The 15,564-nt window shown below is 36.8% G+C and carries 14 protein-coding genes, 2 tRNA genes and 2 riboswitches; of the genes, 13 read left to right on the forward strand and 3 right to left on the reverse strand.

All coding sequences use genetic code 11. The features are described from left to right. Window positions 1-11 precede the first annotated feature (11 nt). The 6 genes from BPMYX0001_RS01090 to tsaD all read left to right on the forward strand — a co-directional run bounded on the left by BPMYX0001_RS01090 (window position 12) and on the right by tsaD (window position 2,975). Window positions 12-88, forward strand: a tRNA-Met gene (locus BPMYX0001_RS01090). A 2-nt stretch (window positions 89-90) separates the two neighbouring features. Further along, window positions 91-166 (forward strand) — tRNA-Asp (locus BPMYX0001_RS01095). Window positions 167-357: 191 nt separating this feature from the next. Continuing rightward, window positions 358-831, forward strand: a complete 474-nt coding sequence (tsaE, locus tag BPMYX0001_RS01100) for a tRNA (adenosine(37)-N6)-threonylcarbamoyltransferase complex ATPase subunit type 1 TsaE (protein WP_018783545.1) — start codon at window positions 358-360, stop codon at window positions 829-831. Continuing rightward, a complete protein-coding gene (gene tsaB / locus BPMYX0001_RS01105; RefSeq protein ID WP_018783544.1) occupies window positions 812-1,504 on the forward strand; it encodes a tRNA (adenosine(37)-N6)-threonylcarbamoyltransferase complex dimerization subunit type 1 TsaB in 693 nt (230 codons plus the stop codon). Before tsaE ends, tsaB begins: the two co-directional genes overlap by 20 nt. A gap of 11 nt (window positions 1,505-1,515) precedes the next feature. After that, complete coding sequence (gene rimI / locus BPMYX0001_RS01110; RefSeq protein ID WP_006093166.1) at window positions 1,516-1,959, forward strand: ribosomal protein S18-alanine N-acetyltransferase; 444 nt, start codon at window positions 1,516-1,518, stop codon at window positions 1,957-1,959. Then, on the forward strand, window positions 1,959-2,975 hold the full coding sequence (gene tsaD, locus BPMYX0001_RS01115; RefSeq protein WP_003194551.1) for a tRNA (adenosine(37)-N6)-threonylcarbamoyltransferase complex transferase subunit TsaD: 1,017 nt from the start codon (window positions 1,959-1,961) through the stop codon (window positions 2,973-2,975). The genes rimI and tsaD overlap by 1 nt, the downstream gene beginning before the upstream one ends. 280 nt (window positions 2,976-3,255) lie before the next feature. Here tsaD and BPMYX0001_RS01120 read toward each other — a convergent pair whose 3' ends face one another. Beyond that, window positions 3,256-5,181, reverse strand: coding sequence for an ABC-F family ATP-binding cassette domain-containing protein (locus tag BPMYX0001_RS01120; RefSeq protein WP_208858013.1), 1,926 nt, complete (start codon window positions 5,179-5,181; stop codon window positions 3,256-3,258). Window positions 5,182-5,364: 183 nt separating this feature from the next. On the opposite strand from BPMYX0001_RS01120, the gene BPMYX0001_RS01125 reads away from it, so the two are divergent. Then, the gene (locus tag BPMYX0001_RS01125) at window positions 5,365-5,994 is read left to right on the forward strand and encodes a redox-sensing transcriptional repressor Rex (protein ID WP_003205609.1); all 630 of its coding nucleotides are present in this window, start codon (window positions 5,365-5,367) and stop codon (window positions 5,992-5,994) included. A gap of 25 nt (window positions 5,995-6,019) precedes the next feature. On the opposite strand, the gene BPMYX0001_RS01130 is transcribed toward BPMYX0001_RS01125, so the two are convergent. Then, window positions 6,020-6,214: a YdiK family protein gene (locus tag BPMYX0001_RS01130; RefSeq protein ID WP_016117046.1), complete on the reverse strand. Its 195-nt coding sequence runs from the start codon at window positions 6,212-6,214 to the stop codon at window positions 6,020-6,022. A gap of 2 nt (window positions 6,215-6,216) precedes the next feature. Further along, window positions 6,217-6,960 carry a CPBP family intramembrane glutamic endopeptidase gene (locus tag BPMYX0001_RS01135; RefSeq protein ID WP_016117047.1) on the reverse strand — a complete coding sequence of 248 codons (744 nt, stop codon included), beginning with the start codon at window positions 6,958-6,960 and terminating at the stop codon, window positions 6,217-6,219. Between the two features lie 436 nt (window positions 6,961-7,396). Here BPMYX0001_RS01135 and groES point away from each other — a divergent pair, with 436 nt between their 5' ends. The 6 genes from groES to BPMYX0001_RS01165 all read left to right on the forward strand — a co-directional run bounded on the left by groES (window position 7,397) and on the right by BPMYX0001_RS01165 (window position 15,397). Beyond that, complete coding sequence (groES, locus tag BPMYX0001_RS01140; protein WP_000917305.1) at window positions 7,397-7,681, forward strand: co-chaperone GroES; 285 nt, start codon at window positions 7,397-7,399, stop codon at window positions 7,679-7,681. Window positions 7,682-7,718: 37 nt separating this feature from the next. After that, complete coding sequence (gene groL / locus BPMYX0001_RS01145) at window positions 7,719-9,353, forward strand: chaperonin GroEL (protein ID WP_006093172.1); 1,635 nt, start codon at window positions 7,719-7,721, stop codon at window positions 9,351-9,353. Between the two features lie 167 nt (window positions 9,354-9,520). After that, window positions 9,521-9,622: riboswitch (purine riboswitch) on the forward strand. Window positions 9,623-9,782: 160 nt separating this feature from the next. Continuing rightward, on the forward strand, window positions 9,783-11,321 hold the full coding sequence (guaA, locus tag BPMYX0001_RS01150; protein WP_018783542.1) for a glutamine-hydrolyzing GMP synthase: 1,539 nt from the start codon (window positions 9,783-9,785) through the stop codon (window positions 11,319-11,321). 162 nt (window positions 11,322-11,483) lie between these two features. Beyond that, window positions 11,484-11,586: riboswitch (purine riboswitch) on the forward strand. Window positions 11,587-11,714: 128 nt separating this feature from the next. After that, window positions 11,715-13,040, forward strand: coding sequence for an NCS2 family permease (locus tag BPMYX0001_RS01155; protein ID WP_003194563.1), 1,326 nt, complete (start codon window positions 11,715-11,717; stop codon window positions 13,038-13,040). Between the two features lie 142 nt (window positions 13,041-13,182). Continuing rightward, on the forward strand, window positions 13,183-13,884 hold the full coding sequence (locus BPMYX0001_RS01160; RefSeq protein WP_006093173.1) for a response regulator transcription factor: 702 nt from the start codon (window positions 13,183-13,185) through the stop codon (window positions 13,882-13,884). Window positions 13,885-13,909: 25 nt separating this feature from the next. Continuing rightward, complete coding sequence (locus BPMYX0001_RS01165; RefSeq protein ID WP_051091473.1) at window positions 13,910-15,397, forward strand: sensor histidine kinase; 1,488 nt, start codon at window positions 13,910-13,912, stop codon at window positions 15,395-15,397. Window positions 15,398-15,564 lie beyond the last annotated feature (167 nt).

Raw genomic sequence — 15,564 nt, forward strand, 5'->3', positions numbered from 1 at the left:
TTTTATATCGTCGCGGGGTGGAGCAGTCCGGTAGCTCGTCGGGCTCATAACCCGAAGGTCGCAGGTTCAAATCCTGTCCCCGCAACCAATGGTCCCGTGGTGTAGTGGTTAACATGCCTGCCTGTCACGCAGGAGATCGCCGGTTCGACCCCGGTCGGGACCGCCATTTATACAAAGAAAAGAACGAAACAACTTGTTTCGTATTTTTTTATTTATTTTTAAGAAAACTTATAAAGACAGTCAATCTTACCCTTAGGACAACTCCTAAGGTCTTTTTTATATGTTCAAAATGAAACAAAGTGAAAAAATCTGTATAATAAAGAGCAGAGAATATTGTGAGTAAGGTAGGTGAAACCTTTGAATAAATATGAAATAACGACAACTTCTTCTGAAGAGACACAGAACTTATCAGAAAGGCTAGGACAACTTGTTAGGGAACAAGATGTACTTGTTTTAGAAGGCGATCTTGGTGCTGGCAAGACAACGTTTACGAAAGGTCTTGCAAAAGGCCTTGGTGTGAAACGAGTTGTAAATAGTCCGACATTCAATATTATTAAAGAGTACAAAGGGAGATTACCGCTATATCATATGGACGTGTATCGTTTAGCGGAAAGTGAAGAAGATTTAGGGTTTGATGAGTATTTTTATGGTGAAGGTATAACAGTAGTAGAATGGGCTCATTTAATTGAATCTTTTCTGCCAAATGAGAAATTAAAAATAAGCTTGTTCCATACAGGTGATGATACAAGAAAAATTGTGTTAGAGCCAAGTGGTGAACGCTATATTAGATTATGTGAGGAGCTATTACAAGATGAAAGTACTAGCAATTGATACTTCAAATTATGTAATGGGGATTTCTCTTATTGATGGAAATACTGTTGTCGGAGAAATCATTACGAATTTAACCAAAAATCATTCTGTACGCCTTATGCCGGCTGTAGAACAACTTCTGAAGGAATGTAATATAAAGCCGAAAGAGCTAGACAAAATCATCGTAGCGGCTGGTCCTGGATCTTATACAGGAGTTCGAATTGGTGTGACTGTTGCAAAAACATTAGCTTGGTCGTTGCAAATACCGATTGTCGGTGTGTCTAGCTTAGAAGTAGTGGCTGCGAATGGAGCGAATTTCCAAGGGGTTATTTGTCCATTGTTTGATGGACGTCGCGGACAAATTTATACGGGCTTGTATACATATAAAGAAGAGCAGTTATCTTCTGTAGAAGAGGATCGAATTATTCTTATTATTGATTGGTTACAGATGTTAAAAGATAAGGGGCAACCTGTTTTATTTATCGGCAATGATGTAGAACAACATAAAGAAACGATTGTAGAATATTTAGGAGATCGAGCTGTGTTTGCTTCTTTTACAAAGAACAACCCAAGACCAAGTGAGCTAGCATTTTTAGGATTACAAAAAGAGGAGCAAAGTGTGCATACATTTGTTCCGAGCTACCTCCGTTTAGCAGAAGCAGAAGCAAAATGGCTAGAAAGTCAAAAAAAATAGGGGTTATCAAAATGGATATTACATTTAGAAAGATGACGACTGATGATATTGCTCAAATTGTAGTAATTGAAGAAGCGTCATTCCCAACTCCTTGGACTGCTGATGCATTTTATCGTGAATTGACGATGAATGAATATGCACATTATGTCGTAATTGAAAAAGATGGTGTGGTAATTGGATACTGTGGATTGTGGATTATTATTGATGAATCACATATTACGAACATAGCCATTTTGCCAGAATATCGCGGTCAAAAACTTGGAGATGCTTTGCTGAAAGAAGTAATGGATCAGGCAAAAGAAATGGGAGCAAAAACGATGACACTTGAAGTACGAGTGTCAAATGAAGTAGCGAAGCAGTTATACCGAAAGTATGGATTCCAAAATGGTGGGATTCGTAAACGATACTATACAGACAATTATGAAGATGGTCTTGTAATGTGGGTGAATATATAATGGAAAAAAATACGATTATACTTGGTATTGAAACGAGCTGTGATGAAACGGCTGTAGCGGTTGTTAAAAATGGAACAGAAATAGTGGCAAATATTGTTGCTTCACAGATTGAGAGCCATAAGCGTTTTGGCGGAGTTGTGCCGGAAATTGCATCTCGTCATCATGTAGAACAAATTACAGTTGTATTAGAAGAAGCATTAAAGGAAGCGAACATTACATTTGAAGATATTGATGCAATTGCTGTGACGGAAGGGCCAGGTTTAGTAGGGGCACTTTTAATTGGTGTAAATGCAGCTAAAGCAGTTGCCTTTGCTCATAATATTCCTCTTGTTGGTGTTCATCATATTGCTGGGCATATTTACGCGAATCGCTTAGTAAAAGAACTACAATTCCCTTTGTTGTCACTTGTTGTGTCTGGCGGGCATACAGAGCTTGTTTATATGAAAGAGCATGGTTCGTTTGAAGTAATTGGCGAAACGAGAGATGATGCGGCAGGAGAAGCATATGATAAAGTTGCACGTACACTATCTATGCCATATCCAGGTGGTCCTCATATTGACCGTCTTGCTCATGAAGGACAACCAACGATTGATTTACCACGTGCATGGTTAGAACCAGATTCGTATGATTTTAGCTTTAGTGGACTGAAATCAGCAGTTATCAACACTGTGCATAACGCAAAACAACGTGGAGAAGAAATCGCACCAGAAGATTTAGCAGCTAGCTTCCAAGCGAGTGTAATAGATGTACTAGTAACAAAAGCAGCACGTGCTGCAGAAGCGTATGATGTAAAACAGGTGCTTCTCGCTGGTGGCGTTGCAGCGAATAAAGGACTTCGTGCACGTTTAGAGGAAGAGTTTGCAAAAAAAGAAGAAATCGAGCTCATTATTCCACCGTTATCTTTATGCACAGATAATGCAGCAATGATTGCAGCAGCAGGAACTATTGCATATGAGCAAGGAAAACGTGCAACATTGGCTTTAAATGCAAATCCAGGATTAGATATTGAAGCATAGTTATACACATAATTAACCACAACTTGTGGATAAAACCCATATTATCTGTTGATAATATGGGTTTTATTGTGAATATTAAATGTGCATAATTTTTTTGTGATTTGTGGATAATGTGGAAAAGTTATTTTTGTGTTTATATGATAAAGGTGGATATGTGCATAAGGTTGTGGATAACACTATTGAGGTCAGACCTTCGACCATAATCTTTTGTATTGAAAAATAAACAAGGTAGTTGAATGGCTTTCAACTACCTTGTTTTTATCATATAAATATATAAGGGTTATACGTGTAACTCTTCCCATTCCGCCATAAACTGCTCTAATTTTTCTTGTTTTGTTTGCTTTGCTGTTGTAATCTCACTAGCTCGTTCGTAGTCAGCATATACTTCAGGTAGACAAAGCTCCTCTTCTAATTGTTCAATTTCTTCTTCTAAATTTGCAATGTTTTGTTCAATTTCTTCAATCTTTCGGATGCGTTGGCGTTCTGACTTCTTACGTTCTTTTTCTTCAAGGTAATTTAATTTTTCTTGAGCGATAGTTTTTTGGACTGTTGCATCCTCTTCTTGTTGTTCAAATTCCGCACGTTCAATCATTTCATTTTTCTTTTCAATATAGTAGTCATAGTCACCTAAATATTCTTGTGCACCACCTGTTGATAACTCAACAACTGTAGTTGTGACACGGTTAATGAAATAGCGATCATGGGAAACGAATAAAAGAGTCCCAGGATAATCAATTAAGGCATTTTCTAAAATCTCTTTACTATTTAAATCGAGATGGTTTGTTGGCTCATCGAGAATCAGTAAATTAGATTTTTGCATCATCAATTTTGCTAGAGCTAATCGTGCTTTTTGACCACCACTTAAGGAAGATACTGGCTTTAATACATCGTCCCCTGTGAATAAAAAGTTACCGAGTATCGTGCGAATTTCTTTTTCTGGCTCTAGCGGATAATCATCCCATAGTTCGTTTAAAACACGCTTAGATGATGTTAAGTTTGCCTGTTCTTGATCATAATATCCAATAGATACATTTGAACCGAAAGAAACTTCACCGCCTAACGTCTTTAATTTATTCACAATTGATTTTAATAATGTAGATTTCCCAATACCATTTGGACCAACTAGTGCGACACTATCACCGCGGGTTAAGCGCATATTTACATGTTCAATAATCGGTTCTTTGTCATATCCAATTGAAACATCCTTTATTTGTAATACATCGTTTCCGCTTTGTTTTTCGATATCAAAGTGGAAGGATGCTGATTTAGAATCACCTAATGGTCTAGTTAGTAATTCCATTCTGTCTAACTGCTTCCGACGACTTTGTGCACGCTTTGTTGTAGATGCACGGGCAATGTTCTTTTGGACAAAGTCTTCTAGTTTAGCAATTTCCTCTTGTTGTTTCTCATAACGCTTCATTTCCTGCTCATGTAGTGCAGCTTTTAAATCTAAATATTTACTGTAGTTACCAACATATCGTCTGCTTTCTTTATTAGAAATTTCATATACTTGTGTAACAAGCTTGTCTAAAAAGTAGCGATCGTGGGAAACGATTAAAATAGCTCCAGGATAGCCTTGTAAGTATTGTTCAAGCCATGTTAATGTATCGATATCTAAATGGTTTGTTGGTTCGTCCAAGATGAGTAAGTCTGGTTTTGTTAGCAGTAGTTTCCCAAGAGCAAGTCTTGTTTTCTGTCCACCACTTAACGTAGAAATCGTTGTTTGGTGTGTTTCAACCGGAAAACCAAGTCCACTTAAAATGGAGCGAATATCAGCTTCATATTGATAACCACCTTGATCCTTGTAGTCTAACTGTAATTGATCATAATCAGCGAGTAATTTTTCGTACGTAGCAGCATTTGAAAAGTTCTCTTCCTTACCCATGTCTAGCTCTAACCTTCGAAGCTTCTTTTCCATTTGCTGCAGATGAGTAAAGACAGTAAGCATTTCATCCCAAATTGTTAAAGAAGTTTCTAAACCAGTATTTTGGGCCAAGTATCCAATTGAAACATCTTTTGGTTTTATAATTTCTCCACCATCGTGAGATAATTCACCGGCAATTATTTTTAATAATGTAGATTTTCCAGCACCATTTCGACCAACTAGTGCAATGCGATCTTTTGTTTGAACTTCCAATTTAATGTTTGCAAGAATTGTTTCAGCACCGTATAATTTTGAAAGCCCATTCACTTGTAATAAAATCAATGTTTTCACCTCAAATAATTTCTTAACTTTGCCATGTTTATATTTCTCAATCATACTAAAAATAGTGTATAGTTTAAAATAAGAGAGAAGTCTTCTCTCTATTATACAAGGAAAGTCATAAGTGCTAAACTTCTGTATTTGTTTTAAATCTGTGAACAAAGATAGGAAGAGAGGAGAGGTTATATGGATCAACAAAAGATTCCACAGGCCACTGCCAAACGATTGCCTCTATACTATCGATTTATCCAAAACTTATCTCTTTCTGGTAAGCAGCGTGTTTCATCGGCTGAATTGAGTGAAGCTGTAAAGGTAGATTCAGCAACAATTCGGAGAGATTTTTCATATTTTGGAGCGTTAGGGAAAAAGGGATATGGATATAATGTGAATTATTTACTATCATTCTTCCGAGAAACGCTTGATCAAGATGATATAACACGTGTAGCACTTATTGGAGTGGGTAATTTAGGGACCGCTTTCTTACATTACAATTTCACCAAAAATAATAATACAAAGATTGAAATGGCATTTGATGTCAATGAGGAGAAAGTTGGAAAAGAAATCGGAGGAATTCCTGTATATCATTTAGATGAATTAGAAGAGCGTTTAACAAATGATATACAAGTGGCAATATTAACAGTACCTGCTACTGTTGCACAGGCTGTAGCAGATCGATTGGCCGAAACAAATATACACGGAATTTTAAATTTTACACCAGCACGATTAAATGTTTCAGAAAATATAAGAATTCACCATATTGATTTAGCTGTAGAATTACAAACACTCGTTTATTTTTTGAAAAATTATCCACAATAAAACGCAGAGGAAATCCCTCTGCGTTTTATTGTTGCTTTTTCTTTGTAAATTTGACTAAGATAAGTCGAAGTGCCAAATTAAAATCAATTGTTGCCATAGCAGCAAACAGCAGTGTCCCAAAGTTCCAAATTGTATCTGTAACGTTCGTAATTGCGAAACGTGTAAAGACACAACCAAGAAGGAAATACAGTGCTGCCATGAACAATGGTGAGTTCCTCATATTTAAAATCCTCCGATAAATCCTTGCATTTTTTCTGCTTCTTTAATCATTTCTTGTATTTGTTCGTTACTTACCAGTACTTGGGCTATTGCAACTAATGTATTCATCGCAACATGTGCCATAATAGGAACGATAATTCGCTTTGTTTTTACATATAAAAAGGCGAATACAAGCCCCATGGAAGTGTATACCAATAAGTGTGTAAAATCAAAGTGAATTGCTGCAAATACAAGTGAGCTAATAATAGCAGCGATAAAGAAGTTGAATTTCTTATACAATGTACCAAATAAAATTTTTCTAAAGACAATTTCCTCTAAAATAGGCCCTATTATTGATATAACAATAAGGAACCATGGGGTGGTCCGTGCTATTTCCATCAAGCGAGCTGTGTTCTCAGATCCAGGTTTAATGCCCAATAAACGCATTTCGATTGTGCCTGCAATTGTTTGAGAAAAGAAAGCTAAAAAGAAACCGATAAAGATCCAACCGATTGTGGCAGGAATACTGGCGCGTTTTGTATCGAAACGACTTTCACGAATATCTGTTCGAAGTAGTAAAAGTACAATACATAATGCAATGAAAAAGCTAATAATTGCCCAGTGACCAGTCAGTAGCTGCATTTTTTCTTCTCTGGTGAACCCCCTATTATCATATAGTCCGGTTTTCAAAAGAAGCGGTAATCCAACAATACCTGATAATTGCATAAGAATGTATGTAACTATAATCCACCAATATTGTTTTTTCAAATTGGTTAACCATCCTTTCTAACTCTAGTTTATGAGATAAGGCGGGATAACATGTAAACATCCAGCCGGGGATACGTAATAACCATTCATATTATTATTTTTTTGTAAATCTTTCTTTGAAAATGAAATAGGAGACAGGAAAAAGCTGTACCTATAGAGAAAACAACTTATGGCATCTTCCATATTGTAACATACGATAAGTGAAAACGCTGATTCATATATATAAGGCTTTCGCGAGAATGGTTGCAGCGATAACAGAATGATTTTTCTTAGGAAGTTATATAAAAAAAGTTTATATAGCAATTTGCGAAAAAATTATGATTTTTTTACTTGCAAAAGAAAATTAGATTATTTATTATTATAAGTGTGTTAGCACTCGAGGTCGTTGAGTGCTAATAAAGAAAATTTACATAGAAAAATGAGGAGGTTATTGTTCATGCTAAAGCCATTAGGTGATCGCGTTGTAATTGAGCTTGTTCAAGCAGAAGAAAAAACAGCAAGTGGTATTGTATTACCAGACACTGCAAAAGAAAAACCACAAGAGGGTAAAGTTATTGCAGTAGGTACTGGTCGAGTGCTTGAAAATGGTGAGCGTGTTGCTTTAGAGGTAGCAGCAGGTGATCTTATCATCTTCTCAAAATATGCAGGTACTGAAGTGAAATATGAAGGTACAGACTACTTGATTTTACGTGAAAGTGACATTTTAGCAATTATCGGTTAATTATATACATTTTAAAAATCCAAGGGGGTCAATTATTATGGCAAAAGATATTAAATTTAGTGAAGAAGCACGTCGTTCGATGCTTCGCGGTGTCGACACTCTTGCAAATGCAGTAAAAGTAACGCTTGGACCAAAAGGTCGTAACGTTGTACTTGAGAAAAAATTCGGTTCACCACTTATTACAAATGATGGTGTAACAATTGCGAAAGAAATCGAATTAGAAGATGCTTTCGAAAACATGGGTGCAAAATTAGTAGCAGAAGTTGCTAGCAAAACAAATGACGTAGCTGGTGACGGAACAACAACTGCAACTGTATTAGCACAAGCTATGATTCGTGAAGGTTTAAAAAACGTAACAGCTGGCGCGAACCCAATGGGTCTTCGTAAAGGTATCGAAAAAGCGGTTGTTACAGCAATTGAAGAATTAAAAATAATTTCTAAACCAATCGAAGGTAAATCTTCTATCGCACAAGTAGCTGCTATTTCATCAGCTGACGAAGAAGTAGGTCAATTAATTGCAGAAGCAATGGAGCGCGTTGGTAACGACGGCGTTATTACTTTAGAAGAATCTAAAGGATTCACAACAGAATTAGATGTAGTAGAAGGTATGCAATTTGATCGTGGATATGCATCTCCTTACATGATTACTGATTCTGACAAAATGGAAGCAGTACTTGATAACCCATATATCTTAATCACTGACAAAAAGATTTCTAACATTCAAGAAATCTTACCAGTGTTAGAGCAAGTGGTACAACAAGGTAAACCACTTCTTATCATTGCAGAAGATGTAGAAGGTGAAGCATTAGCTACATTAGTAGTGAACAAACTTCGTGGTACATTCAATGTAGTAGCTGTTAAAGCTCCTGGATTTGGTGACCGTCGTAAAGCAATGCTAGAAGATATCGCGATCTTAACTGGCGGTGAAGTGATCACTGAAGAATTAGGACGCGACTTAAAATCAGCTACAGTTGCATCTTTAGGACGCGCTGGCAAAGTTGTTGTAACGAAAGAAAACACAACTGTAGTTGAAGGTGTAGGTAACACAGAACAAATCGAAGCTCGCATCGGTCAAATCCGTGCACAATTAGAAGAAACAACTTCTGAATTCGATCGTGAAAAATTACAAGAGCGTCTTGCTAAACTTGCAGGAGGCGTAGCAGTAATTAAAGTAGGTGCAGCAACTGAAACTGAGTTAAAAGAGCGCAAACTTCGCATTGAAGATGCACTTAACTCAACTCGTGCAGCAGTAGAAGAAGGTATTGTTGCAGGTGGTGGTACTTCACTTATGAACGTATACACTAAAGTAGCTTCTATTTCAGCTGAAGGTGACGAAGCAACAGGTATCAACATTGTACTTCGTGCATTAGAAGAGCCAGTTCGTCAAATCGCAATCAACGCTGGTCTAGAAGGATCCGTTGTTGTAGAACGCTTAAAAGGCGAAAAAGTAGGCGTTGGTTTCAACGCAGCAACTGGCGAATGGGTAAACATGCTTGAGTCTGGTATCGTAGACCCAGCAAAAGTAACTCGTTCTGCACTTCAAAACGCGGCATCTGTTGCAGCTATGTTCTTAACAACTGAAGCTGTAGTTGCTGACAAGCCAGAACCAAATGCACCAGCAATGCCTGACATGGGCGGCATGGGCATGGGCGGTATGGGCGGAATGATGTAATTTCATTCGCCAAAGAAACATTCATCTCTATATAGGGGTGAATGTTTTTTGTTATGGGACAAAAAAATATAGAAATAAAGGTTTCTTGGGATAAAGAAAATAATTTCTGTAGAATTTTGTCGCTTTCTCTCTTGACCGTATTGATACTTCATTGTTAGAATCTAGGAAGATAATATAAAACAATCCTTCATATATCCTCAATGATATGGTTTGAGAGTCTCTACCGGGTTACCGTAAACAACCTGACTATGAAGGCAGTGTGTCTTATATTTATAAAGAGCGGGATACTATCTTTATAAAGCCAGACCTCTGCCTTTTCTTTGTTATGAGACTGAGGGCGGAGGACTGGCTTTTTTTATTATATTGGTAATGCTTTTTGCCAAATTGGTGAAAATATTTATATACAGAACTAACGTTGGGGTGATTATTTTGAAGAAACAGCACGATACAATTATCGTTTTAGATTTTGGGAGTCAGTACAATCAGTTAATTGCACGTCGAATTCGTGAGTTCGGTGTATACAGTGAACTTCATCCACATACAATTACTGCAGAAGAAATTAAAGCAATGAATCCAAAAGGGATTATTTTCTCTGGTGGACCGAATAGTGTATATGGTGAAAATGCATTCCACTGTGATGAAAAAATCTTTGAATTAGGATTACCGATTTTCGGTATTTGTTACGGTATGCAGCTTATGACAAAACACTTTGGTGGAAAAGTAGAACGTGCGAACCATCGTGAGTACGGAAAAGCAGTTCTTAAAGTAGAGAACGGATCAAAATTATATGCGAACCTTCCAGAAGAGCAAGTTGTATGGATGAGTCATGGTGACTTAGTAACTGGTTTACCAGAAGGATTCGTAGTAGATGCAACAAGTGAGTCTTGTCCAATTGCTGGTATGAGCAATGAAGCAAAAAACTTATACGGTGTACAATTCCATCCAGAAGTACGTCATTCTGAGCACGGTAATGATTTAATCAAAAACTTCGTATTCGGCGTATGTGGCTGTTCTGAAGGTTGGAACATGGAGAACTTTATTGAAGTAGAATTAGAAAAAATCCGTGAAACTGTTGGCGATAAAAAAGTACTATGCGCACTTAGTGGCGGTGTAGACTCTTCTGTTGTAGCAGTATTAATCCATAAAGCAATCGGTGACCAATTAACATGTATTTTCGTTGACCATGGTTTACTTCGTAAAGGTGAAGCGGAAGGTGTTATGAAAACATTTAGCGAAGGCTTCCACATGAACGTTATTAAAGTGGATGCAAAAGAACGCTTCATGAACAAGTTAAAAGGTGTAGAAGATCCAGAACAAAAACGCAAAATCATTGGTAATGAATTTATTTACGTATTTGATGATGAAGCTTCTAGATTAGAAGGAATGGACTTCTTAGCACAAGGTACACTGTACACAGATATTGTTGAAAGTGGTACAGCAACTGCACAAACAATTAAATCTCACCATAACGTTGGTGGACTTCCAGAAGATATGCAGTTCAAATTAATTGAGCCTTTAAACACTCTATTTAAGGATGAAGTACGTGTATTAGGATCAGAACTAGGAATTCCTGATGAAATCGTATGGCGTCAACCGTTCCCGGGTCCAGGACTTGGTATCCGTGTATTAGGCGAAATCACAGAAGAAAAATTAGAAATCGTTCGTGAATCCGATGCGATTTTACGTGAGGAAATCCAAAAAGCTGGCTTAGATCGTGAAATTTGGCAATACTTCACTGCACTTCCTGGCATGCGTAGCGTAGGTGTTATGGGTGACGAGCGTACTTATGATTACACAGTAGGTATCCGTGCAGTAACATCAATCGATGGTATGACAGCAGATTGGGCACGTATCCCTTGGGATGTATTAGAGAAAATCTCTGTACGTATCGTAAACGAAGTAAAACACGTTAACCGTATCGTGTATGATGTAACGAGTAAGCCACCAGCAACAATTGAGTGGGAATAGAATAGGTTTATTCGTTTAAAAGAAGACCCATCTATGATTTTATGCATAGATGGGTCTTTTTTTGTTGTTTATACGAACGAAAAACAAAAATCTTATAAAAATGTTCGTTTTTAAATTGACATACACCTATATGTGAGTTAATATGAGTATGTAATTGATACGAAAAAATGAATATTACAGCCGTCGTATAATATCGGGGATATGGCCCGAAAGTTTCTACCTAGCTACCGTAAATGGCTTGACTACGAGGCGTTTTTATAAAGGTAAGGGGAAATCTGCCTTTATTTACAGAACGCTTCCATGTATATGCAATGGAAGCCTTTTTTATTTTTATAAATAAAAGAGGGCTAGGGAGGGTTACGACGAGTAATCATATAACGGGGGAAACGTAGAATGAAACGTTATTTTCAGTTCGATGAGCTCGGTACAAATTATAAAACAGAGTTCATTGCAGGGTTAACGACATTTTTATCTATGGCTTATGTATTATTTGTCAATCCTGCTACACTGTCACTGGGAAACATTAAAGGGTTACCAGCAGGAACAGGAATGGATCCGGGAGCGGTCTTTGTTGCCACTGCATTAGCGGCTGCAATTGGGTCACTGATTATGGGGATTTTCGCAAAATATCCAATTGCCTTAGCGCCAGGAATGGGAATCAATGCATTCTTTGCTTATACAGCGGTGTTAACGATGGGGATTCCGTGGCAAACAGCGATTGCCGGAACTTTAATGTCAGGTATTATCTTTATTATTCTTACTGCTTCTGGTATTCGCGAAAAAATTATTAATGCCATTCCATTAGAGTTGAAGTTTGCAGTAGCAGCAGGAATTGGTTTGTTTATCGCCTTTCTTGGTTTTCAAAATGCAGGAATTATTGTGAAGAATGATGCGGTTCTTGTTGGATTGGGGGATTTAACAAAGGGCACAACATTACTTGCGATTTTCGGTGTAGTGATTACAATCATTCTAATGATTAAAAAAATAAACGGTGCTGTTTTCTACGGAATGATTCTTACAGCAATCCTTGGAGTAGCAACAGGATTAATTGATACACCAAAAGCTGTCGTTGGTGCAATTCCTAGTTTAGAACCTACGTTCGGTGTGGCGTTCCAGCACTTCGGAGATATCTTTACTGTTCAAATGGGAATTGTTATTATAACGTTCTTCTTCATTGATTTCTTTGATACAGCGGGTACACTTGTAGCAGTTGCGAATCAAGCTGGGTTAATGAAGAACAATAAATTACCACGTGCGGGAAAAGCATTATTTGCAGATGCAATTGCCACTGTAATTGGTGCGATTCTTGGGACATCTACGACAACGTCTTACATTGAATCGTCTGCAGGGGTAGCAGCAGGAGGGCGTTCAGGATTTACAGCAGTTGTAACAGCCGGATTTTTCTTGTTAGCACTTTTCTTTTCACCATTATTAAGTGTTGTGACAGCGTCTGTAACGGCACCGGCTTTAATTATTGTAGGGATTTTGATGGTTTCGTCTCTAGGAGAAATTGATTGGAAGAAATTCGAGATTGCAGTACCAGCATTCTTTACGATTATTTCTATGCCACTTACGTATAGTATTGCAACAGGAATAGCAATTGGATTTATCTTCTATCCAATTACAATGGTTGTAAGTGGTCGTCGTAAAGAAATTCATCCAATTATGTATGTAATGGGAGTTTTATTCGTACTATATTTCATCTACGTTCGTAAATAAAGGGGTTTTTGAAAGGTCTGGACTAAGGGGAGTCTAGACCTTTTTTGCGTCTTCAGAAAATCTTAAGGATTTCGTTCCGTTTTTCTTCAGAAGTTTTCTTATAATAGAAGTTAGGGAATGAAAAAGCTATGGGGGAGATATTGTGGGACACGAAACAATACTTGTTGTAGATGATGAAAAAGAAATTCGGGATTTAATTACGATTTATTTAAAGAATGAAGGATATAAGGTGCTACAGGCAGAGGATGGAGCAGAGGGTTTATATATATTAGAGAAAAATGAAGTGCATTTAGTTGTATTGGATATTATGATGCCGAAAATTGATGGTATCCATATGTGTATGAAAATAAGAGAAGCGAAAGAGATGCCAATTATTATGTTGTCTGCGAAAACGCAAGATATGGATAAAATTTTAGGGCTAACAACAGGAGCGGACGATTATGTAACGAAACCTTTCAATCCGTTAGAACTGATGGCGAGAATAAAATCGCAGCTTCGTCGATATATGAAAATGAATGGATTTGTTGTCCAAAATGAAAATGAAATTGAAATCGGGAATATGAAAATAAACGTCTCAACCCACAAAGTTGTTGTAGAAAATGAAGAAGTGAAACTAACTCCGAGGGAATTTTCGATTTTGGAGTTATTAGCTCGTAATCCAGAGATGGTCTTTAGTGCAGAACAAATTTATGAAAAGGTTTGGAATGAACGATCTTTCCAATCTGATAATACTGTCATGGTGCATATTCGAAAAATACGTGAGAAGACAGAAGAGAATCCGAGAAAGCCAATATATATAAAAACAGTATGGGGAGTGGGATATAAGATTGAGAAAGATAATTAAAAGCATATTTAGGCCGATTGGTTGGATGAATCGAACTTTTAAAAAAATAATATATAAAGTAATAAGGGGAGTACAAAAGAGTTTACGTGTACAACTGATAACTACGTTTGCTTTCTGTATTTTGTTGGGTGTAATAGGAGTGTGGACATCATCTCCGTTTTTTCAAGGAATAAATACATACTCTGTAATTGATTATTCATCTGGTATGCGAGGAATTGATGCAACTGCTGAAAGACTTGCCGAGGTTATTACAAGAGAAGGTGCTGATGTTAACGTCCAAGAAGTTTTTGAACGTCCGGAGTATCAAGGTGAATTAAAAGTGTTAATTGTAGATGAGAATGGAAAAGTTATATATAAGACAAAAGATGCTCAGGAAGAACAAGTTAATCTTCATAGTACTATTCGTAATATAATGAGTTTCAAAATAAATCGCTCTCAATATGAATATCAAAAAAATGTAATAGATAATGAAATCGAAAGAGAGCGTAAAGAATTTACGACTTTTTATCCTTTAACAATTCAAGAGAAAAATATGTATATGATCGCAAGCGGTATACCGGAAGGGAATATTAGAGTAGTACAGAATGATGGGCCGTTTCCATTTTTGATTGGCTTTGTTATTTTTTTATTTTCTTTCTTTTATATAACTAAAAGAAAGATGAGGCAAGTTGAGGCAATGGCGGAAGGTGTAAAAGAAATCGCAAAAGGTAACCTGCAATATAGAATTCCGCAGAAGGGGCAAGATGAATTAAGTTTGCTAGCTGTGAATATGAATCAGATGGCAAAAGAGTTATTTTCCAACATAGAAAAAGAAAGAAGAATAGAGAAGCAAAAGAATGAATTGATTACAAATGTATCTCATGACTTGCGAACGCCACTTACATCTATTATGGGTTATTTGCGTTTATTACAGGATTCAAAATATGAAAGTAAAGAACAGCACAATGAATATGTGAGAATTGCTTTCTCGAAATCTGAGCAGTTAAAGAATTTAATAGAAGATTTATTTGAGTATACAAAGTTAACAAATGAAAAGATGGTATTAGAAAAGCAAGAAGTGTGTATAACCGAACTTCTGGGGCAATTAATAGAAGAGCTAGTACCACAGGCTGAAGAAGAAGGACTTATACTCGTGAAGCAGTTTCCTAAAGAACGTGTGTATGCTGCGATTGATTCAGAGAAGATGGTCCGTGTATTTGAGAATCTATTAATGAATGCTATTAAATATAGTAAAGATGATGGAGAGATTAAGGTTTCCCTTCAAAGACAACGCCGGAATATACAAATTACGGTTGCGAACCATAGTGAAGAGTTTACAAAGGAAGAGTTAGGGAACTTGTTTGAACGCTTCTATAAGAAAGATCAATCTAGAAGTAGAGTAACGGAAGGATCGGGACTCGGATTAGCAATCGCTAAAAGTATTGTTGAATTACAAGGGGGAGAAATTCGAGCAGAATATGAGGATGGAATTATTCAGTTTATCGTTTCACTACCAATTATAGAAGAAAAGTAAATAAAGAGAGAGTTATGGAAGAGGAAGGCTTGTTTATAAGGAATAAGCCTTCTTTATATTTTTTTAGAAAAACATATTGACGTTTATATAAATGAAGTGTAATATTATATGAGTCGCCGATAGCAACAACGCAAAACGCGACAAATGAAATAAAAAAATAGTTGGCA

It is taken from the genome of Bacillus pseudomycoides DSM 12442 (genome assembly GCF_000161455.1).
In the GTDB taxonomy this organism is placed as follows: domain Bacteria; phylum Bacillota; class Bacilli; order Bacillales; family Bacillaceae_G; genus Bacillus_A; species Bacillus_A pseudomycoides.